Annotated in this window: 24 protein-coding genes; 11 read left to right on the top strand and 13 right to left on the bottom strand. The window is 38.2% G+C overall.

From position 1 onward, the window contains the following. Positions 1-158: 158 nt before the first annotated feature. The 9 genes from BM736_RS18575 to BM736_RS18535 all read right to left on the bottom strand — a co-directional run bounded on the left by BM736_RS18575 (position 159) and on the right by BM736_RS18535 (position 6531). Entirely contained in the window at positions 159-626 is a 468-nt protein-coding gene (locus BM736_RS18575; protein WP_143562434.1) for a hypothetical protein, read from the bottom strand. Between the two features lie 336 nt (positions 627-962). Continuing rightward, positions 963-1370 (bottom strand): hypothetical protein, encoded by a 408-nt coding sequence (locus tag BM736_RS18570; protein WP_076414940.1) that lies wholly within the window; start codon positions 1368-1370, stop codon positions 963-965. Between the two features lie 334 nt (positions 1371-1704). Beyond that, positions 1705-2280 carry a hypothetical protein gene (locus BM736_RS18565; protein WP_076414938.1) on the bottom strand — a complete coding sequence of 192 codons (576 nt, stop codon included), beginning with the start codon at positions 2278-2280 and terminating at the stop codon, positions 1705-1707. A 135-nt stretch (positions 2281-2415) separates the two neighbouring features. Then, positions 2416-2892, bottom strand: coding sequence for a hypothetical protein (locus BM736_RS18560; RefSeq protein ID WP_076414937.1), 477 nt, complete (start codon positions 2890-2892; stop codon positions 2416-2418). Positions 2893-2934: 42 nt separating this feature from the next. Next, positions 2935-3420: a hypothetical protein gene (locus tag BM736_RS18555; protein WP_076414935.1), complete on the bottom strand. Its 486-nt coding sequence runs from the start codon at positions 3418-3420 to the stop codon at positions 2935-2937. Next, positions 3404-3916 (bottom strand): hypothetical protein, encoded by a 513-nt coding sequence (locus BM736_RS18550; protein WP_076414934.1) that lies wholly within the window; start codon positions 3914-3916, stop codon positions 3404-3406. Before BM736_RS18550 ends, BM736_RS18555 begins: the two co-directional genes overlap by 17 nt. A gap of 21 nt (positions 3917-3937) precedes the next feature. Then, a complete protein-coding gene (locus tag BM736_RS18545) occupies positions 3938-4399 on the bottom strand; it encodes a metal-dependent hydrolase (RefSeq protein WP_076414932.1) in 462 nt (153 codons plus the stop codon). A gap of 2 nt (positions 4400-4401) precedes the next feature. Beyond that, positions 4402-5151, bottom strand: a complete 750-nt coding sequence (locus BM736_RS18540; protein WP_076414931.1) for a hypothetical protein — start codon at positions 5149-5151, stop codon at positions 4402-4404. Positions 5152-5163: 12 nt separating this feature from the next. After that, entirely contained in the window at positions 5164-6531 is a 1368-nt protein-coding gene (locus tag BM736_RS18535) for a hypothetical protein (RefSeq protein ID WP_076414929.1), read from the bottom strand. A 265-nt stretch (positions 6532-6796) separates the two neighbouring features. Here BM736_RS18535 and BM736_RS18530 point away from each other — a divergent pair, with 265 nt between their 5' ends. From BM736_RS18530 to BM736_RS18510, 5 genes are all read left to right on the top strand, one after another. Then, entirely contained in the window at positions 6797-7972 is a 1176-nt protein-coding gene (locus tag BM736_RS18530) for an SAP domain-containing protein (protein ID WP_076414928.1), read from the top strand. A gap of 75 nt (positions 7973-8047) precedes the next feature. Next, on the top strand, positions 8048-8740 hold the full coding sequence (locus BM736_RS18525; protein ID WP_076414926.1) for a recombinase RecT: 693 nt from the start codon (positions 8048-8050) through the stop codon (positions 8738-8740). A 57-nt stretch (positions 8741-8797) separates the two neighbouring features. Next, the gene (locus BM736_RS18520) at positions 8798-9718 is read left to right on the top strand and encodes a hypothetical protein (protein WP_076414925.1); all 921 of its coding nucleotides are present in this window, start codon (positions 8798-8800) and stop codon (positions 9716-9718) included. Beyond that, entirely contained in the window at positions 9718-10725 is a 1008-nt protein-coding gene (locus BM736_RS18515; RefSeq protein ID WP_076414923.1) for a hypothetical protein, read from the top strand. Before BM736_RS18520 ends, BM736_RS18515 begins: the two co-directional genes overlap by 1 nt. 98 nt (positions 10726-10823) lie before the next feature. Further along, the gene (locus BM736_RS18510) at positions 10824-11471 is read left to right on the top strand and encodes a hypothetical protein (protein WP_076414921.1); all 648 of its coding nucleotides are present in this window, start codon (positions 10824-10826) and stop codon (positions 11469-11471) included. 59 nt (positions 11472-11530) lie between these two features. Here the strand turns inward: BM736_RS18510 and BM736_RS18505 are convergent, their stop codons facing one another. Both BM736_RS18505 and BM736_RS18500 read right to left on the bottom strand, forming a co-directional pair. Then, entirely contained in the window at positions 11531-11959 is a 429-nt protein-coding gene (locus tag BM736_RS18505; protein WP_076414919.1) for a thermonuclease family protein, read from the bottom strand. 75 nt (positions 11960-12034) lie between these two features. Next, on the bottom strand, positions 12035-12304 hold the full coding sequence (locus BM736_RS18500; protein WP_076414918.1) for a hypothetical protein: 270 nt from the start codon (positions 12302-12304) through the stop codon (positions 12035-12037). A gap of 203 nt (positions 12305-12507) precedes the next feature. On the opposite strand from BM736_RS18500, the gene dnaN reads away from it, so the two are divergent. Then, a complete protein-coding gene (gene dnaN / locus BM736_RS18495) occupies positions 12508-13608 on the top strand; it encodes a DNA polymerase III subunit beta (RefSeq protein ID WP_076414916.1) in 1101 nt (366 codons plus the stop codon). Between the two features lie 279 nt (positions 13609-13887). On the opposite strand, the gene BM736_RS18490 is transcribed toward dnaN, so the two are convergent. Together BM736_RS18490 and BM736_RS18485 are read right to left on the bottom strand one after the other, a co-directional pair. After that, positions 13888-14826: a ParB/RepB/Spo0J family partition protein gene (locus tag BM736_RS18490; RefSeq protein ID WP_076414915.1), complete on the bottom strand. Its 939-nt coding sequence runs from the start codon at positions 14824-14826 to the stop codon at positions 13888-13890. Continuing rightward, the gene (locus BM736_RS18485; protein WP_076414913.1) at positions 14826-16022 is read right to left on the bottom strand and encodes an AAA family ATPase; all 1197 of its coding nucleotides are present in this window, start codon (positions 16020-16022) and stop codon (positions 14826-14828) included. The genes BM736_RS18490 and BM736_RS18485 overlap by 1 nt, the downstream gene beginning before the upstream one ends. A gap of 1259 nt (positions 16023-17281) precedes the next feature. Between BM736_RS18485 and BM736_RS18470 the strand changes: the two genes are divergently transcribed. The 5 genes from BM736_RS18470 (at position 17282) to BM736_RS18455 (ending at position 21313) form a co-directional block, all read left to right on the top strand. Next, positions 17282-19000 carry a PRTRC system ParB family protein gene (locus BM736_RS18470; protein WP_076414908.1) on the top strand — a complete coding sequence of 573 codons (1719 nt, stop codon included), beginning with the start codon at positions 17282-17284 and terminating at the stop codon, positions 18998-19000. A gap of 243 nt (positions 19001-19243) precedes the next feature. Further along, positions 19244-19582, top strand: a complete 339-nt coding sequence (locus BM736_RS18465) for a hypothetical protein (protein ID WP_076414907.1) — start codon at positions 19244-19246, stop codon at positions 19580-19582. Between the two features lie 12 nt (positions 19583-19594). Beyond that, the gene (locus BM736_RS18460; RefSeq protein WP_076414905.1) at positions 19595-19816 is read left to right on the top strand and encodes a PRTRC system protein C; all 222 of its coding nucleotides are present in this window, start codon (positions 19595-19597) and stop codon (positions 19814-19816) included. 19 nt (positions 19817-19835) lie between these two features. After that, positions 19836-20003: a hypothetical protein gene (locus BM736_RS25215; protein WP_179079078.1), complete on the top strand. Its 168-nt coding sequence runs from the start codon at positions 19836-19838 to the stop codon at positions 20001-20003. A 107-nt stretch (positions 20004-20110) separates the two neighbouring features. Then, positions 20111-21313, top strand: a complete 1203-nt coding sequence (locus tag BM736_RS18455; protein WP_076414904.1) for a hypothetical protein — start codon at positions 20111-20113, stop codon at positions 21311-21313. The last annotated feature ends 60 nt before the right edge of the window (positions 21314-21373 follow it).

Below are 21373 nucleotides of genomic sequence, written 5' to 3'. Positions count from 1 at the left end.
TGGGAAAGTGTGGCATCTGATTATTAATACCCAGTTAAGGTATAAGCACCGCAATAGCGAAGCTCCCGCATACCACTTTAAACACTGAACGCAACGCATAGTAAAAATGCCACGCGTTGCGAATCACTCTTGAACAGATTGTTAGAATGTAATTGACCTCATTCAATCGAGATTACACATTGATCATCTAACCAAACCCCACCTTTGCTTTGGCATTTTCTAGCCTTTTCGATTGTGACGTTAATATCTTCTTTTGGTGGTGAGTTTTTAGCTGGCTCACCGACAACCTCAATCTTTTGAGGCTTGCTCTCGGAACAATTGTAGACCTTAGCATTTACAATCGAGGTTGGATTCATTTGACTACTCGTTATCAGAATTGCATTAGCTCCACTTAGAAGTGCAGCTTGATTTTTTGCATTTGAGTAAGCCATATCTAACCCAGCAGTACCACCCCAAATACCGGCCTCTCCAGTAACAAAACCAAGTTCCTTACAATTCATCATTGCTATTACAGCACCATCATTAATAGTCATGATTTGCTGTGCCTCTCTCGACAGAGGAGTTGAGCAGCCAAAAGTTGCTACACAACTAGCAAGCAAAACCATGTTTTTGATGTACTTCTTCATTACAACCACCAAATTAAATTTTTCGATACGCTCTAATTTGTATAGTGCGCATGCACGTACATTAGGAAAAACGTGCATGTACACTCAATAAACCTATTATTGTAAGCCTTACTAAAGCAAAGCTATTGATTAATAAGCACTCTACCAGAGTGGTGTTGGATAAACGAGCTCGGAAAATTGAAAAGTGAGAATAAGTATTGATGTTGAATCGAAAGTAATCAGTAACTGTCACTTATCAATTAGAAAATAGGGTCAAAAGGCTCGTCATTGTTCTGTAATACCTATTTATGTGAAACTAATTTTGGGACATAAATGGGTTACAGCATTTGTAAATCACTAGCCGACTCTATTTAGTGGTGGTAATTCACCGAACTTTGTCATGTAACACTGTAGAGCTTCACGTTCAGTGACTCTTGGCTCACTTGAGCCTATAAGGTTCACTTGTAGCCTCTCATAAGAAAATGAACTAGATATTCCCTGATGTTCTTTATAACGAGCACCACACTCGTGAGCACGAGAGACATGCTTAGGAGATAAACTTTTCTTAAGATCTATAACACGATCAAGAAATGAAGAAGCCATGCCTATATAAAGAACTCCACTGGGATCTACCCCAAGTAGTCTACTTATTGGGATCTGATCACCCTCCTCATCCTGGCACGACAGAACATAAATACCGCCAGACTTGCCAAAAGATTTCTCGACTTGGTACCAAAACTCAGGTGATGAGATCATCATGTTCATACTAGACTCCATTTTTCTTCGAGATTGTAATTAATATCACATTCAAATCTAACACGATGATATTTGATGGTTAGATCCAATTCATAAAATATGAATTGGAAGTGTTCAGCTAGTTTTACTCATTAGGTTTGGTTTGACTAATTCATAGCGCTGTCTTATCAAGTATATTCATTGTAACTCGCAACGGGGAAAAGTGAGTTTCATACATCATCCTTTGCATTTAGTTTCAATCTTTAACTGCCAATCGCATACGGGAGGGAACACCTATTTACTGCCTATGAGCATGTATATATCCAGCTCATAGGCATACCAGTTAGCAAGTAAGCTATAACGCTCAGCTTGCTTCTTTGGTTCTTAACAATGAATGTTGAAACTTGAGTACTGACTCAGGTATCTCTGTGCCTTTGTATAAATCTACTCTCCAAACCCTATTTTCGATCTCTTCAATTCCCTGCTTTTCGAAAAATCTTCTATAGTGCTCAATCTTAGTACTATGGCTCTCGTGAAACTCGATTACCGTAGCGTTATGCTCTTTGAAAAAAAGCAGTATTGCCTCAAAAAATAGAATACCGATGTTTTTTTCAGTCAATTGATCTCGAAGGGCAAAATGCCTAATTTTCACAATCCCACCTCCATACATACAGATACCTTCTACATTCCCAATAGTGAGGTCATTTTCGGGTCCTACGAAAACGTTTTTTAAGTTTGGAAATGAGCTAAGTCCGTATCTACTTTCTTCACGATTCAATCCTGGCGCGAACCCATGGGTCGTACTCCAAATTAGCGGCTTTTCATTTTCGCCATAGAAATGCTTCTCGGGATTCTTAGACCACTCTGTTAAAAAATCTGCAGGTGTACGCTCAACTTTAGATTTTGATGTAGAAAACAACTTTCGAATCATATTTAGCATCTGTAAACTCCATTTTTGGTATAACAACTAATGTTGTTCATATAAACATCCATCGATAACAACCCTCGATTTTCGAGGAGTCATATATTCATATATCACAAAATTTCTGACGCCAGCCAAGATCTCGCAAATTTTTTACATCAAAGTAGATAAAACTAGTCGGTCTACTATTTTGGAGTGCTGAACAAACTTCATACGCATACCATTGTGGGATATCGTCATTCCGTTAATTTTTTCTATATCATTTATGTCCAACACATCTAAACATTCAATAACCTGTTGCTTCAGCCAGCATACAATGCCTTGGCCCTCAAGGTTATTTCCAAGGTATCGGTGTAAGTGTACCGTCGATAGCCGGTCAATCGCATGATGAGAAACCTCTACCTCAAAGCTTTTACGTGAGCAATCCACAAAGTCACGTCTAGCAAGTTCTAGCTTTCCTAAATGGTATTGAATTGCTGAGTATTTTTTTTGGTTGGACACGAAGTCCAAGAGAAGTGAAATTGGTAATCGTGTATAGCGGATGCCGTCAAAGGATTGGTCCGAACATAAAACGTCATGAGTAGAACTCGCTTCCTCAACAGTAATTTGATTGTCGTAAACTATTGTCATTGGTTACTCCTTAGCTAAGTGAGTAACCATCTTTAATTAATTCTAAAATCCCGCAACCGAAGGAATAACCTCTCTAATCCTGTCAAACCTGTTCTTAAACTCAGGGGTGTATCTAAAATATAAACTACCATTATCCATGGCTAACGCTTCAATCCCTTGATCTCCCTTCCCATAACGGAAAACCTCAATCTTGGATGTATTAATACTGACCTCGTAGTCGAAACTTATAACCCCCAGGTCCCCGCAAGCCATTTCAGTGACATCAACCGAGCTGATATCCATGTTATTAATTTTTGCTTTGTGCCCTTTTCGCATAAGTTCATAATTACTGGTGATATCTACCCCATCGATGCTGGCCTCATTAATCTCACCAGAACATAGCCCATCAATTGAAACCCATTGACCAACAATATTCTGCTTTACAGAAGATTGTTCCTTATCTAAACCCATCATCTCTAAGAAGATAATAACGATCATAAATACTGAAAGAACACCTAACACTATTAGTGGCTTACGATTTTTTAACATGTTGTTCTGTTCCTTCTGAAATTTCAAAAAACAATTTGTTATAGATATCTATAAACGTTTTTACCACGTAAAAAATATTTCGATGCGTTACCCCACCAGCTAAATGGACATCTAATCTGTATATCGCAGCATCGGTGCCTTCAGCATTGTACAAACGTCCAATCTTGGTATTTTGATTAAACAATGCGATGAAATTGGTATCAAAACTAGAAGGTACGGTCGCTATCACCCCGAAAAAATCTGAAGCATTTTTTGCGTTCCAATCTCTGTTAGAGAAGAAAATGGCATTGGCATAACCAATGTCTACGGTAAAGACACTAGCGTCATTATCTAGATCAATCAGTCCTCCAGAAAAAGAAAAATCCATTAATAACTGAGCTAATTCGGAAGTAGTAATCCTCTCTACTATTTCAGAATTTATGACTTTAGGAATTTCAATTGTTCTATCCCTTGTTTCAATTACTTCATTCAAAAAATCGATATGTTGTTCTTCCATTTACGCAAACCTCTACGGGTGTTAAAAATAGAAACTACTCAGAAATAGCCCATAGGCTAAGACATACTCAAATACCCCACCAGTTTTAGCTGGGATCAGACTCTTAAAGCGATATTGCAATGGCCAGAAAAAGGGGATTCCACTATCCGTTAATATATCTGCGAATAGATGTGATGCGTAGCCAATTGCAATGCAGAGCACTATCTCATTACTCATCAATCCATCCGCACCAAATAGTAACAAAACACCAACAAATGGCCATAGTGAATGAGTTATCTGTCTATGTCCAAAAAAGGCTGAAAGCGGAATGCTAATAAATAACACCCGCTTTCCTATAGTTGAACCTGGATGATCTAAATCTGGCAGCAATGAGCCCATTATGATCATCAACACTTGTAACCAAATCGAAGAGTCAAAGTTCCCGAACTTCACTGTGACCACAGCTATAGCCCCTGTCACTATTAAATGGTTACGAAATAACATCCCTAAGAACCAACTGCTTTTGCTACTGTCTCAGTAATCGATTCCAAGGTATTTGACTGATCAACTTTTACTTGAGGCCCTTCGGAGATTTTCTTTTGACCACCCCCTATAACACTATTTCGTGCATCCATTAATTCAATTTTTCGCTCGTGTTCGCGATCCAGATCACTACTTTTTCGTAATCGCTTAGCCTCTAGTCGACGCTCTAAATCATCAAATGCGGCGAGCTCTTTAGCATCTTGTGACTCGGACTTAATTTGTTGAAGCACTTTATTAAACTCATCAAATGGTAACTTCAATAACGTGTAAACTTGGTACTTTCCATCTGGAGCGACTTGAACTTGCTGATCTAACATTTCATATCCAACAACGGGTACGGAATCAACCAGCTTGTCTATAAGGAACAGGCTAGTTTGTATTAACTCTCCTGTTACCCCTTCTCTCTCATAAATTCGCTCTGTTCCAGATAACTCTTGCTTGTAGTTTTTAGCTAGAGCAAATTCAGCCTGAAGCTTTGATTTCTTGACTGCATGGTGCATATCTTTAGAGGTGGCAGCACCAACAGCGACAATCCCCATTGAATCACTCTTAGGTGGCTTTAAGTACCAATCAGGCAGATTAGCTAGCTTTTCTTTTGCTTGCTCGACAGCTAGCTCATTTGCTGCAGCTTGCTGATCGTTAAACTGTTCTATAGGATCTGCCGCACAGCCTGTAAGCAATACAATCCCAGTAATACATAATAATTTTCTCATTGAATAAACCTTCTAATAAAAATAAATTTCACGATTTTGGTATCTTAAGAAGTTACCGTTAATATCGGACCAAGATGAATTGTTCACGTTATATATTTCCTCCCGCACGCTTGTAGTGATTTTTATTCCGTCATTCAACCAGCTAATAGGTTGATAGACTGAAAAAGTTAATTCATTAACCATCAAATTACTTAGGTTCAGATGAAAAGCTTCACGACCAACATCTATTCGCAACCAAAATGAGCGCTTTGATAATTCTCTTAATGCGTCTGAATAAACCTCTTTATGATCAATTTCTTTTTGCCACAAATTTGTCATATCAATTGAGCTAGCTAAAAAACTTGTTCTCCACTGGAATGAACTACCACATCTAACATTCTTTTCCGCTGCTTTATTTCCAAGGCTATCCTGTCCTTTGAGCGGTAAAAACTCATAGATAGATCTACCACAAAATCGAGGTTTTAAAATGGTATCGACTGTCCATCTTGTTTTTGGGACACTTGGCACAAACCATATTGAATGCTCATGATCTAACAACCATTTGCAATTATTAAAGAATGCCTCACAGTCCTCTAAACGATATCCATTTTTGATATTCGGGATAAACATATCCGTATAATCAACCTTACGGTCAATACTAACCCGTACTTTAATATCCGCAACCTCATGCTCCATCTCTGTTATATCTATGATTTCATGTGTTATTTTGGCATTCTTAATGAATGGGAATACAAAAAGCTCATATGCCTTTATAACATCAGCCTTGATAACTTCTTTTTCTGACATACCATTCAAGTCAACTTGCAATTTCTTCTTAATTGTTTCACCAGGAACAATGCTAAAAGTCTGATTTAATTTGTTGTAGTAACTTTTAACAACAAGTGACTCAGCTTGAGTTATTGTGCTTTTCCTCTGAATTCTATCTAGCACTAACTCGAGTTCCCGCTGCTCTCGATGAAGATCATCAATTACTGACATCATCAATTTTTCGCGCTTTTCACTTTGCAACTTTTCAAGCATCACACTCACATCAACTTTTACATCAGCCTCTACATCCACCAGCATCGCATCAGACAAAAGCCGAACAGAATGCTTTACGTTGTGAATAGATAAGTTTGCACCTTGTGCAATAAGCCCCCTTTCAACTATTTCATCTGAACTGCTGTCATAAGATGTGTTTAAAGATACAAACTTTGGTGTTTTGGAAATGGCATTAATACTAAGCAATTCTTTAGCCCGATTTACTGCCTGATTAATGGTTTCATTTTCTCCCTGCTTTACTGTTACCTTTTCACTGTTAAAGATGAACACGGACTGCTTAGCTTGAACATTGAAAACAACACAAATAAGCACTATCAGGAACACTACATTCCAATTCATCGTTTACTCCTTTTGCCATCCATATAGATATATCACCACGAGTAAGCGACTTGGCTTATTAAGATGATAAATTTCACCATATAAAAGGGCTTTTTTAATACTAATTAAACTCACCCATTTCATAGCGTCACATCAATTAAACCACTCCCCCGAAATCCCGCAACCAAAGCGTAACCAGCTGAATAATCGATAATTTCACAGGGTTGCCCGTTTCATTAACTAAGAGATAATTCTAACTATCAAATGAACAGTAAAGGTATTCACTATGTCAGCAGTCGCTCAAGCAAAATCATCACACTGGACAGAAGAAGTGATAGAGGCGTATGACCATCATGGAGTGCCGAACTTTATGGATTCAACAGGTAATCTGATTGAAGGCATATATCTAAATATGCCTAATGAGGTTTACCACTCATTAGATGCTCAAAGCTCCTCAAAACTTAAAACCTTTGCTAAAGGCCGTCATCATTATTTCCGTCAATACCTATCAGATGTATGTCGAAAGCGCACCAAGCAGCAGGAGTACACATTTGATGCTGGAACTTATGGCCACATGCTTGTATTAGAGGAGCATAATTTCCACGGTATGTTTATGCGTAACCCTGTACCTGATGACTTTCCAATTGTCGGGCTGATTGAATCTATAGACGAGCTAAAAAAGGCACTAACTGAAAGAGCATTAGCTGTATCTGGTTCCAAGGCTGTACTTATTGAACGCCTATGGGCTCACGACAATACTCTGCCTATTTTTGAGAAACTACGAGAAGACAAAATCCAAGCTTTTCTCTCAAGCCTTTACACTGACATTATTAGAACTGAGCAAGACCTTATTGAGTTAGCTAAATATCATAACCTCGATACCAATAGAGAAACTGAGCTAGTAAAAAGTGACTTACTAGTCCTTATCCCTCAATTACAAACCTTTGATGATCTTGTTAAAAAACATGTTATTGACCACGTTGTATGGGATGACGCATTCCGAGTCCAAAAATCCACAAGAGCCCACCCTAAAGCCAACTGGCTCTTTTCAGACGGATTCCCAGAGCTTTCCATTATAGCCAAGTGCCCGACCACAGGAATGATGCTGAAAGTTCGTTTTGATTGGCTTAGGTTCGATGCCATAGCTGTAGACCTCAAAACAACTGCAAGTACTAACCCTCAGAAATTTGGATATCAAATAAGAGAACTTAGGTACGATATTCAGCAAGTGTTCTACACATATGTCGCCAAGCTCGCAGGCGTTCCAATTCGACACTTCACCTTTGTCGCAACGGAGTATAAAGATGCTGATAACACTGAAACTTTTGAATTGTCAGATAGGAAAGTCATAGAAGTAAATGAAGAACTACACGAGCTAATGGCTGAATTAAAAGAGTGTTTTGATACTGATGATTGGTATGGATTCGATAGAGCTAGAAGTACTTGGGTACTTGATATTTAGACAACAACCTAACTCAGTTGCGGGTTCGAGAACTTACTTTAAAGTTAAAACAATATTGCTTCATGAGGTATGAATATGAATAACCCATTCCATCAATTATTTATTAAGTATTTTAGCCAGCTAAACACCAAGAATCTTCACGGCTTTGTTGATTTAAACGATGAGATTGCTCATTTAAAAAATTTCATTTGGAAAGATAGGCAGAGCCCTTTCAACTTATCTAAATGCCAGGAATACTCCGTTTATGAAGTTCTAAAAGCTATTGCTACACTCGGCATCTCAATTGATCCAGCCAAAAAGTTGGCTTATCTAGCTGGAGAATACGATCACAACCAACAACCAGTATTAAGACTTTATATCGGCTACAGAGGGGAAATAGCCCTAGCCACTCAGTTTAATGTGATCCGCTCGGCTACCGCAAACCTTGTGTATGAAAATGATATCTTCAAATCGTTCGGTGCATCCCAAGAGATAGAGCACTCTATTACATCACTATCTACCGCTCAAAGAGGGAATTGCACAGGAGGATACTGCCGCTCAGTCTTGGCTTCTGGGGAAATCCTTAATTCGTTCATCAGCATCGAAGAATTAGACGAGATAGCAAGAAATCAAATTGAAAATATGCAAGGAAATACACCATGGAACTCAATATGGTGTCATGAAATGTATCGTGTTGCTTTGTATCGTAGAGCAGCGAAAGACTGGCGTCAGCGTTTGTATTCACATCCAGAGTTAACAAAACCTCTACTCTATACAGATGCGGCTTAAGGCATGTGGGTTAATCTAACAATATCGATTCAGAGCGAACTAAGTTAAGGGTACATCATGAACAAGATCATAAATATTATCGATTCATTGAGCGACTCCATGTCTATATCTCAACAGCAAACTGATGCTCTTAAAGAGATGGTGGAAGGCAATAGAAAATCAAGTTTCGAGTTTTCAGGTGAATTTTACTCGCTCGATGACGTACACCCCACCAGCATAGGAAGCGCTTTAACCCCTTACTTAGTATCTGATGTTATGGTGACAAGCCAAAATATGGTATTACAAGCTCGCTACGTAGAACGCAAAAGCGCATTTGAGTTTGAAATTGACTTAACCTTAGAAGGGCTAAAGTCCTTACTTATAGAAAGCACTTCTATTTCTGACATTATCATTAACCCTGTATACGCTACTGACGAGTTAAATATCGATCACTCAACAGAAACTATCACTCATGTTGTAAGTGGTGATAGAACTGAGCTAGATGGCCTGTATTGCATCGTAGAGTTTGAAGACGGCCAGTCGATAATGAATCAAATGAATGCGACTGAAGCTAAACAAGCTTTATATGCTAATTCCCATCAACGATTAAACGGTGTTAACCCTTACTTGTCTGAAAACAAAAAAGTTGAATGTTATAGGTTGTCCTGTCTTCGGAGAACACTAAAGACAATCTCTGCAATGCGCTCAGTTAAAAATTGTGATTTCATCGGGGTACTGTTAAACCTACATGACAGCCAATATGCTAAGGCCAATGATTTAAGAAAAGTTACCCCGTTAACAAATAGATTTCGAGGTTGTTCAAAGCAACCAAGTAAAACTGATATGTTGTTCAAACAAGCACAAGGGTGTGTTGTTGTCCCATTTACGAATATGTCTAAAAATGCATCCAAAAAGGATGAAACAATACAATCGGCATCTGCGGGTATTCATAAACATCCCGTTTGGGATGAAGATGAAGAGTTAGGAGTAGGCTTCTAATGACAGAAACACACAAGTATTTCGAAAAAATTGTAGTGCTACAGAATCAAACTGGCAGAATTATTCGCATAATGATCATGCATGACGGCCAGAGGAATTACTCCCTTAAAAGATCTAATTCGTTTAATGGCGTGACTAAGCATTTCAACAATAAAAAAATATGGCACTCCCTTTACCATGTAAATCTAATACTTGATCGTCAACTTGAAGAGTATGAAGCTAAAGGGTATGACGTTATCGATGAGTTTAGTCTAAATATAAACCGTCCTGCCAAAACTCAGTTTAAGTTCGATAACCATAAACTAGAAGCTGGCCGCCCAATGCTTAAAGTTAGCCATAAGGCTATCCCGATAGCTGTTTCAGCAAACTTTGATGGTGTTGATATAATCGACATGCGATACAGAACTGAAGTCACACAGACTGCGCTGGTGGACTTATTTAACGCCGTATCACATAACATTCATTTTATCCCTTTCACTTTCACTGGGATATTCGACCCAGAAACCAATACCCTTACCAGTTTAAGCGTTGATTATCGCTCAAAACCAGATCCAAAGGCGTATTACACTTTCGACTATCTAGTTAATAACAGTGGTTGCGATGGCATTATGAAGTTTGCCCACTATGAGAATTCGACTTCTCTATGTGACTGCAGTGGTACGTATGCAAAATTTGAAAACGACATTCTGACTTTTCATTTTGCTCAATGGAAAGCCGTCAACCTTATCCTGGAACTAGACTCCATTGCTGATCAGTCATTTAAATTGTATTCGATGAAAAATCACCGTCATTGTTTAGTTCACACAATGCAATTGCCATACAAACATAACCACCAAGCTATGTTTTTACTCAACGAGACAGCTGGTGAAGTAAGCGAAATTATTTATTTAAATCAGACTGTTCACACGAAGACAGTTTCAGAAACACCATACTTATTAGAAGTGAAAACAGAAATGCCAAAGCCAATCTCCGTGGAGCAGCTGTTTAACCATTTTTTGCCAATTTAATAAAACTTGATTCAATACTTAGGTATTAAAATAATTTTGCATCTGGTATTTTTGTTTCGATAATCAGCTTATTGCAATAAATCCCCTTGGGTTCAATTATGTTTACCAGCATCAGTTTACGTTTGTCTCGCCACATGTCTATATCACACGCTTTATCTGCAGCCCATTTCTCTCGATGTGCGTTTACCAGTGAACCAACTAATAAAAACCTAATTTGTGCCAATGTCAGCGCCGCTATCTTCTGCTCAGTAGCATTCATCGAAGCTTCCATAAATGAATGGGCCTACAATAAGCAAGAGTCGATTGACCAGTGGTTAAAAGAACAGCCACCTAAAAAGAAAATTAAAGCTACTGATTACAAGTCATTTGATAGAGAGACTATATTTACTAAATATGACATAGCCCTGCAATCACAAGGTCAAAATCGCCTCAACCTCGGAAACACAACTGCTCAGCATGCTAGAGCACTAATCAACTTAAGAAACAACTTAACTCATTACAAGATGGATTGGCTTGATACCGGATCACCAGAAATGCTTGGTTCAGGAAGCTCTTTCCTGAGTGAGTATTGGCCTAGAATGAACTTAATGGTCTTCGGAAAAAGTGAGGAAAAAGGTAATTGGGAGCGTAAAGAATATGCCGAATGGGCGGTTATCAGCTCCATCAAATTTGTAGATGATTTTTTTTTAAAGCTTGGCGAACAATCAATCGTCGCACATGTTAAGGAAGATCTCAAAACACGCTAATCCACAAATACTTGTCCCCCTTCTTAACGACAGTAAATCACTCAAAGTATCTTCCCTATTTATTCACACCACTGCTCTCTCCTACCTCGCCACTCTCTGCCCAGCCCGTTATCGATTAAGACATTGGCTAAATCCACTCCGTCGACCCAAACAACAGCTAAAACCCGATCGTATCTGTCCTTTCCTACTTCAGTAAGTAATATCTCCTTAGCTGATGATAGATAGGCTCTAGTAAAGTCTCTTGCAGCAATTGCAGCTTCTTTCTCGCTTACACATTGGCCACGGATTTCTGGCGTATCAACCCCTTTAACTCGAATTGGAAAGTCTTTTGTGTGCCCAGGAAAGAATGCTCGGAATGTATCACCATCATAAACATTTTTAACTGACTCAACTCTGACAGGTTGCTCTCCTGCGACTGCCTGTAAATAGGGAGAAATTGATAATGTAAAAAGAGAAATGATTATTAGCTTTGATTTAAAAATGGTCATTGACTGTTCTCTACTTTTAACTCGTTTAAGGTTTTTGTCATTTAGAACTTATATGGTGAACTGAATAAGCGAAAATCAGCTTACTCGCATATATTCATACCCGCCAAGATCACATCGCTTTCGTCTAAAACTGCTCCTGTTGCCAAGTTGAGTGCTAAACGACTCTCTTAACGCTTTATCTGCAATAGCTTGGCTATCTTGGTTGCCGTATCTCAATGTTTCACGATACATGCAAGGTCGAATTGATTGGCCGACTTCAATCAGCGATGCTACGTACTTTGTAAATCTAGCATAATCAAACCTACCACTACGTAATTCAAAGTTCAGCTGTGAATTCAAAATCATAATTGCTCCGTTTTGTCTCTACTCACCTTAGTATCATAGAAAATACACTGAAACTTTGAACCGGCAACCATTAAACCCAGCCCTCTTCGTTCGATGCTTTTCGCTATTAAATCTACATTTTCTAATCTAAGGGGCATCCTGAGTTGCGAGTAATTATTTTCATGATTAAATCATGTTAATTCAAACCTTTAAGGATATAGCCAATGTTTACTATCTCATTAAATCAAAAAGCAAAAGTTGCCTCGATGTGTGGATTTGCAAGCGGTAAGGTTAACCCAATCTATGAACAGGTTCACATTGAAACTTCGGGTTCTACTGTCATTATTAGTGCCTGTAACGGGGTTCAATACTGCTCGGTATCCCTTGAAGCAGATGTACAGGAACAAATTAAGTTTTGTGTATCAGCCAAGCGCCTAGCCGTTGTTACTACAGCATTAGCAGGAGACAGGGCTAAGTTCACTTTGAAGGAGGGTAACTTAATAGTCACTTCTGGTCGGAGCCGATTGAAGGTTCAAACTTTCAACTCAAAAGAATATCCAGATATGCAACCTATTGCCTCCCCAGAAAGCCGCATTACACTCACTGTCGGTGAATTGGAGTCCATGGTAAACCAAGCAAGCTACTGCGTTGCTAGCTCAGATGTGCGTGCTTACCTATGTCACATGAACTGGAAAATTTTTGAAGATCATACAGTGGTAGTTAGCGCCACTGATGGACATCGGTTAAGTCAGATTTCACAATCATTAACTTCATCAGCGGGATCAGGCTCATATCTTGTGCCTACAACCCTGTTTCAGGCAGTCATAAGCCAAAAGCTTGATTTAGAAGATATTTGCGAAGTTGCATTTCAAGACGGGAAAGCAAGTATTACTGCTCAGAACTTCAAAATTGTATCAACATTAGGCGATGGTCAATATCCTGATATAGAGCGAGTAATACCTACAGATACAACCAGTAAGGCGACTTTTGATCTAAACGAGCTATCTGATCTGGTTAAACGAGTTCATGCCGTTGCTAGCTTGGAAAAAACACCAGTAATAAAGTTTCACTTCATTACTTCTGGCCACTGTGAGTTAACCGTTCAATCGAGTGAAAAAGGTAATGAGTTCTGTGAAAGTATCAACCTTAAAGATCATTCTTTAAGTTCTGACATGACTATCGGTGTCAACTCAAAATACCTTGTAGAAGCTTTGAGCAAGCAATCTGGGAGCGAAGTAATGTTTATATTGAACACTCAATCTGCAATTAGGATTCAATCAGAAATGGCGAAGTTGGTTACGCTTGTTATGCCAATCAGGTGCTGACAAAGACTTGATTTAATGAATAAAAAAGCTGCGTAAGCAGCCTTTTACTAATACTTAACTTACTATTTAGCCTTCGCTTCGTTGATACACCTGCACAATAGAGAGAAGTCCGAAAACTTCATGCATGGAAACGAAACCCTTTCGCCTCTTTCGATTGAGATTGCAATTTTATTAGCAAGTTGTACTATGCTTGATACTGACATTATGATCTCCATTTATGTTGGAAGCGTAAGCCCATATGACTTGGCGGTGGTATGGGCTTATCGCGAACTTTCAAACCTATTTCTGCTTGTAATACTCAACAATTAAATTTTCAATATCCTTTAGTTCATTCGGGGTTCCCCGCGATATTTCAAATGTTGTTTTGTGCTTTACAGACTTTACTTTTACAAACTTATCTTTGTTAATATCAACAACTTTCCTTGGTCTAGTCGAATCTATTTTCTTATTTAGACCTGCTGCTTCTACAATGAAACCTAGAACTTCTTTGTTTGAAGTTCCAGTTTCTATTTGAACTGATTCAACAAAAGATAGAAGCTCGCTCTGAACTGGGTACTTCTTAGTAACTTTCACTAATTTAACAAAATCGGAGTGTGAAAGTTTTGACGGCCACTCAAAGAGTTCAACTAGTTCACTCGGTACACTCCAAGCGTTAATACTCCTTTTATAGTGAGACTCACTGATCCCTTCATCAATGATAATTTGCTCTTTAGTCATTGGGTTAGCTTCATCACTCAACAAAAGTTCATAATAACAACCATGATCTCTATATGAATGCTCTTCTGAACTCTGCAGCTCCTTCGCCAAACCTTTAACTTCCGCAGTAGTAAGCTCTTCTTCACATGACATTAATCTTAAAGGTGACTTAGCTTCAATAGCAGCAAGACGTCTTCTAGAACCATCAGTGATCAGATACTTATCGCCAACTTTTTGTGCAATACAAGGGTAGTATTGCTGTTTAGCAATAGATATCACCATCCCTGCAATTGATTTGGACTTAACCTCCCCCTGTATTCGCCTATTGTGCTCATGTACATAAGTTACATCAGCAACTTCGTCAGCAGGTATAATAACTTCTGTAAACTCGACCTTACGACCTGAAACCAATTCCCATACAGACTTATTTTCAGATGATGCTGATTCTTCCATTTCCGAGATCATAGACTCAGTAATACTTGTCATTCTTCTCTTTTTATTAGAGCTTCTTGGGTTAGCCATTAGTTTCTACTCCTAATTAGCTCTATACGTGAAAACAACGAACGAGAAAACTCATAGATAGAATCCTGTGCAGCTTTAAGCGCTTTTTTGTCTCCGTCATACATTGATGGATCAACTGACACAACAGTATCAAATGTTGCACCACAACGCTGGAAACCAGATTTTTCTGGAATATGTACATCCAACATTTTATCTTCCAAAGCAACCTTAGCCAGTGAAAGTGATTCTTGGTGCTGTATTATGTGTGGGCTGAATTTATTCATGAATGCTATAACTTCTTTATTTTCAATATCAATCCCTTGCTTTTGGAGATAGCCCATCAACACTCTAAGCTGTGACAAATACTTTAATGACGAGTGAAAATCGACTGTTACTGGTGGCAAAGGAGTAACTAGCACATCCGCAGCAACAAGACTATTTAGCAAGAAAAAATCTAAATGTGGGCCTGTATCAACAAGAATTTGATCATAGTCTTTGCAAAGCTGGTCAATTATGTTTTCCTTCAACAGTGAATGTGGCTCTTGGTTATCTAACTTAGATTCACACTCCTCTAGCCAGGATGTAGTAACAAATCCATCATCAATTGCTGCTGGCATAACATGAACACCTGGAACATCAGTTTCAAAAACATAATCACTTAAAAGTTGGTCTCGTGTAATGCCCTGTGCAAACATCGCTTTAGCAGCTGTATTTTTTTGACCACCAATTGCCAGTGCTCTTTTCAAAAACATTGTAGCCGAAGCTTGTGGGTCTAAGTCGATGACAAGTATCCGCAAATCGTATCTAAGCAATGTTTTATCTGTACGCAAAGCATGTGCAGTGTTGACACAAGCCGAACTCTTACCAGCACCCCCCTTCAAGTTATTGAAGTACATAGTCATACAGGTATCGTACATATCTCTATACCTAGGAACGCCACGTTGCTTATATATTGCGATAACATCTTCAAGGCTAAATGAATCTAGATTCCCGTTTGGTTTCCGTTTAAATGAATACCCACCTTCCTCTAACTCAGTCATCGCTTTTTCAACAGCGTTCCTTGATAAACCCTTGAGGCTTTCAGTCGCTTTCTTGGAAAGCCTAAGATGAAAGTCAGCAGCTCCAAATTCATCTTTATGATCTTGAACTTGCTTATTCATTGCTTCAAGAATTGCATTTGCTTTCTTTGCAATATGATCAAAATCTTTTAACTTCATTACTGTCACCCTCAAAAAACATTGAAATCATAGTAATACACCATAACCTTACAAGCAACACGTTTTAAGCGCCAAAACACCAAAAGCGTGTTGCTAGCACTTACCTGTGAAACAAAATGATTAAACGGTCACTAATCCACTCTCAGAACCAGTAAAATTTCGCACAGCCAATACCACACACAACAGATTGTTATTCAAGGAATAAAATTAAAAAACCATAAAAAGTTCAACTTGAATTTCGCACAAAAATAATTTTTATAAGCGTGATTAACTTATTGAGAATTAATATTAACACATCAAAACTTATCGACTTTTGAATACGATCATAATTTTTACGTATCAATTTTTAATCAAAAGTCACTTTTCAATGCATGATTTAAATGAGCAAATAGCACTATATAAGGCTAAATACTAATGAATCAATTCAGTGTTTTTTAAAATTCAATCCCCAACAACGGATTATTATGAACTCTCTCTACATTTATCAAGTTGCGGCATTTCAATTTTATAGGAAGGTTTAATTATCACTTTCCAATTAAGCGCTTTATGTGGACATACCAAGTAATACGAAATCAAATAAAAAAAGTTGATGACATCCAATTTCAAATCAATCGAGTTGATCGACAGATTCGTGCACTGAAAAGTAAACAAATGATTGCCCCGTCACTCACTGAGAAGCTTACTATCAACGCAAAAATCACATGTCTGATATCTACTTCCCGTAAGCTAAAAATCAATTATATAGCTATCAAAAGCGAGGTTGATTCTAATGTTTGATCTATATAGAGGTAGGGGTTTAAATCTCGGCGATACATGCAAAGTCTATAGAAACCTGAATAATCAACGATTTAGTGTTGTTGCAACCTCTGGGGATCACAAAGGTAAAGTTGTAGCTCATACAGACTCAATTCTTCTATCTGAAGTGAAGTTCAAAATTAGTGAAGCATCCAGAAAACGTGCTTTACGTGAATCAACACGTAACGTCCATGCTTTTGCAATCGGTAAAGTTGTAAGCTTAACGAGTCAACCTCACAACCCGAAAATGATTAGTGTGACTTATCACCCTTTTAAACTCCCTTACTTCTACCAGATACCGTCAATGTCTCCAGTTTCATCGACTCCAAAGTTGTATTTACATAACGGGAAAGCATTTTGCTATTAGTCTAAATTTGGTCGTCTTTACTTAGGTTGCCCGTTTATCAACTTGCGATAAATTTGTTGTCAATCAGGACAAATTAATTGTTACCAAAGGTACTTATATGAACTCAACATCTATCAATAATCAAACAACGAATACAATGATCCCATTATCATTACTTGTGCCCCTCCCCTTTGGTAATTGCCGACAAAAACGTAATCAACAGAAGTATAGTGATCTACTAAATAGCATCAAGGTACGAGGAGTTATTCAGCCTGTCCTTGTTCGCCCAAGCGATGATAAATTTGAAGTGGTTGCAGGGTATGGACGCTGGGAAGCATCAACTGAACTCAATTTAGAGTCAATTCCCTGCTACGTGAAAAACCTCTCTGATGCAGAGGCTCTAGAACACCAACTAGAGGAGAATATAAATCGCTCAGATCTTGATTTGATTGATGAATGTAAGGCAGTTCAAAGCTTAAATGCATTCTACAGTGGAGATAGACAAGCAATCGCTGACAGACTTGTTTGGCCTATTCGTAAAGTAAATGAACGATTAGAGCTACTTCGCTGTTGTAGCGAGGTATTAAATGCTGTTCGGGACGGTGTGATTACCGTTGGACACGCCCTACTATTAGCACCATTTAGCGAAAAGCTACAGCAAGGAACTCTAACCAAAGTAATAGCTGAACGGTGGACGGTTAAATACTTGAGAGAACGAGCCAGTAAAAGCCAGCAATTATTATCATCGGCAAAGTTTGATACAAATGAGTGTAATACATGTCCACATAATAGCGCTGCTCAGTCGGGGTTATTTGGGCTAGAAGATCATCGTGCGGCATGCAGTAAATTGGGTTGTTTCAAGGAGAAAACTAACAACTGGCTAGAAATTTATAAAACTGAATTGTCAGAACAATATGGGACAGTATTATTGATTCAACAAGTAGCACCATCAGACCGAAATACTGTAGATACCCAATCTGTAGGACAGGAGCAATTTGAAACTGGCTGCATGGCTTGTGACAAGCGGATAGTGCTCATAGATGATCGACTAGGACGCTCTCTAGGGACTACATATCCCAACCAGTGCATAGATAACATTTGCTATGTAAGCTGTGTTAAAGCCCTCACTAAACCAGATGTAGTTGAGCAAACTGCCGATGAAACGACTGAAAATGTTGTTGAAAACTCAACCAATGTGGTTTCTACAAGTTCATCGGCAAAACCTGATAAGTCTAAACCTAAGACTAATAAAGCAGCGACAAAAGTTAACTGCTCTATTTCATCAAAGGTTGTTGAAACAAATAAATCAGTTCTAAGAAAAGTAAGTGCTGAATTGCTAATGCCAGTTCCTCACTTCCAGTCAGCAATGACATATGCTGCTTTACGTAGAATTGCCCAAGGTTATACGCCCCTAGTCAATGAACTTTCGCCTACAGCACACTTTAGTGAAGTAATTAAACAAGCAATGAGCTTAGATGAAGCTTCTATTATGGCTGAAATAGCTAACGTCACACTACACCTGTCAACAACACAAAATGACACCAGTTTAAACTTTACCGATGTAATGATTTCATTGTTGGGTGGCACAAATGGTAGTAAAGAAGCCGCAGTGGAGAAGTGGACACCTACCAAGGAGATTTTGTCTCAATACAGAATCGGTGGAATGGAAGTCCTATGTCGTGAGTCAGGATTTATTGAAGCTTATGACAAAGCCAAGTCAGGCGAGTTCTCCAAGTTATTAACCAAAGGAAAAAGTGACTTAATAAGCGCTATCCTCAAGTTTGATTTTGACTGGTCAGGATTTGCACCAAAGGAATACCTAGCCCTGATAAATTAATCTAACAAGGCAAGAAAATTGTGAATTTCTTGCCTATTTTTTCGCATAAGCTGTAACCCCCCCTAACCATCTGTTATTACAAAGTAAATTTCACGGCAGACCAAAAAGTTCAAGTTGAATTTCGCACAGATTAGAGGTGGTTAATGTGAGTCTCTTTGACCCTCTGAGTAGATCTATTCATGAGTTGCCGAATTGAGACAATAGATTATCGTTATTTCAACTTTACCAATAAGAGCAACTACTATGTTTTCACAATTAAATGAGTTAAAAACAATTGGCGGTGTAGAGCGCCTCAATTTTTCAATAGAGTTTTTACAAAGCAACAATGCCAGAGTTGTGATCACCTCTCAAATAAATAGCACAGCTGACTCGCAATTAGCAGAAGTGTTGAAACGCCCTATCGTAGTAACAGGAAGTCTTTCAGATCTAGATATGATGCTGACAAATGAAATATTTAATTTCTCAACTGAAATAACTCAACCCAATGCTAATAAGGAAAAGTTTAATCATTCAGCACAACCTGAGATAGCGTCACCTTTGGAACATGTTGGCAATATAGATGAAGAAGCTGATTCCCTTTAGGAGCAATGAAAAATGATTTCAATTCAGACTTTACCTAGAAAATTTAAGATTGGTGCGACAATCGTAGAAGATCCAGCTCCAGAAGCATCATTAGATGAAGTACAGCGCATTCTAACAGCCCAATATCCGATGCTTAGACATACACGCCTATATCAAAATGACGGACGCTTAAACCAAGAAGGGACTGAAATTGTATATGAGTTTCAGTTAATTCCCGTTAAAACGAAAGGCTAGCAACATTAAGGGTAAAAATATGGAGTTACTTGAACAATGGGTTAAAGATACCAACGAGTTGATTTTAGATTCTAAAGAGAGGCATAAAACCCCAGTAGAAACACAACATACAAAAGTAATGGGACTTAACAGATTATCGTCTGATATTAATCAAATTTTACCACACGAAATTCCACCACTAGGGTGAGAAAATCAAAGGCCACTTAGTATTTATTACTAGTGGCCTTTTTGTCAGTAGCAGGTTTTTAGATTGGTGAGACACTATTTGTATTAAATGCAAAGGTTAGACTCATTATGAACCACACAAAAACACTAATTAATATTCCTTGGTACTTATCCATGAATCACTCTACAGTTCCTAATTGTGATTTGTTGAATGAGTTGTCCGAGCAAAAGTCTGTTTTCACCACCTTTGCATACAATTTTGACCGCATTGTTGAGATGCTAAAATTTGGAGTTGAGCAGAAGTATATTTCAAATAGACGTATCCAAGAGGTTATTAAAGTAGACACAAAGTCAGTTGAAGGAATGGAAACAATAGCTGATGTTCTCAACAATGATTTCTGGAATGGCTTTAGCTGTGCAGTAACTGACATGAATGATGATATCGCCAAGAGATATAACTCCGTCATGCCAGCTCCCCTCAAAGAACGGTTTAATGAAGCTGTTAGTAGCCACTTAGGATATCAAAGCTTGAAACTAGGTAAACATGAAGGGATTACATACAATTCCGATTTTATGGGCATAACAATCTCCATCAATGACATATATCTTACATCTTTTGATCTATCGAAATATCGATTCAACAATCGACTTGCTTCCGCTTTCACTACGCTGACTTATAAAACAATGATGCATCAAATTGAAGCGCCAGTTTGCTTTGGTACTTCTGATGAATGGCTTATCGAAGAATACTTGGATGGTAAAGAATCTGAGATCCAATCCATTTACGCATACTGGTTGGAGAATAACGAAAATAATGAACTCGATGTTGAGGCAATGATTTCTGAACTAAAATTAGAAGGGCTTGATGAATTTTTTGATGTAGGCGATATTTCATCAATAGTTCAGCATGTGGAAATTAAAAAGGCGCAAGAGGAATATAAAAAATTATCAAGTAAAAAGGCATGGAAGTCATCAATGAGACAGCTAAAAGAGGAAGCTAAAGTTGATCCCTACCTAGCAAGTCTAGTAAAAATGATTGAATACTTACCTTCTGAACAATTTCACAACGCTACAGAGAGTCAGGGAGATCTTTGCGCCTCCGATATGGCTTTATATGGCTTTAATACACCAACCGAAATGAACGTAGTCGAAACCGCATTTGACAGAGCATGGCAATCAGGAGAGTTAGCAGTATTAAGTCTTGATGCTTCAAAAGATGGTCTTATGTTCCTCCAAAACTTCTTTGAAACCCTCTACCTAAAGTCATTTATTCAAGTATTTCTTGAGTATGGACAAGATGAAGAAATACTTAGCATTAACAATATGCTTTAGCAGTAGCGGGATTAATCAGTCATGAAATAATAAACTCATTAACTAATCAAAGGATTTTCC

The sequence above is a fragment of the Shewanella sp. UCD-KL12 genome, from assembly GCF_001957125.1.
Lineage (GTDB): Bacteria > Pseudomonadota > Gammaproteobacteria > Enterobacterales > Shewanellaceae > Shewanella.
Note: the sequence above shows the minus strand (reverse complement) of the source record. Positions and strands in the feature narration are given on the sequence as shown.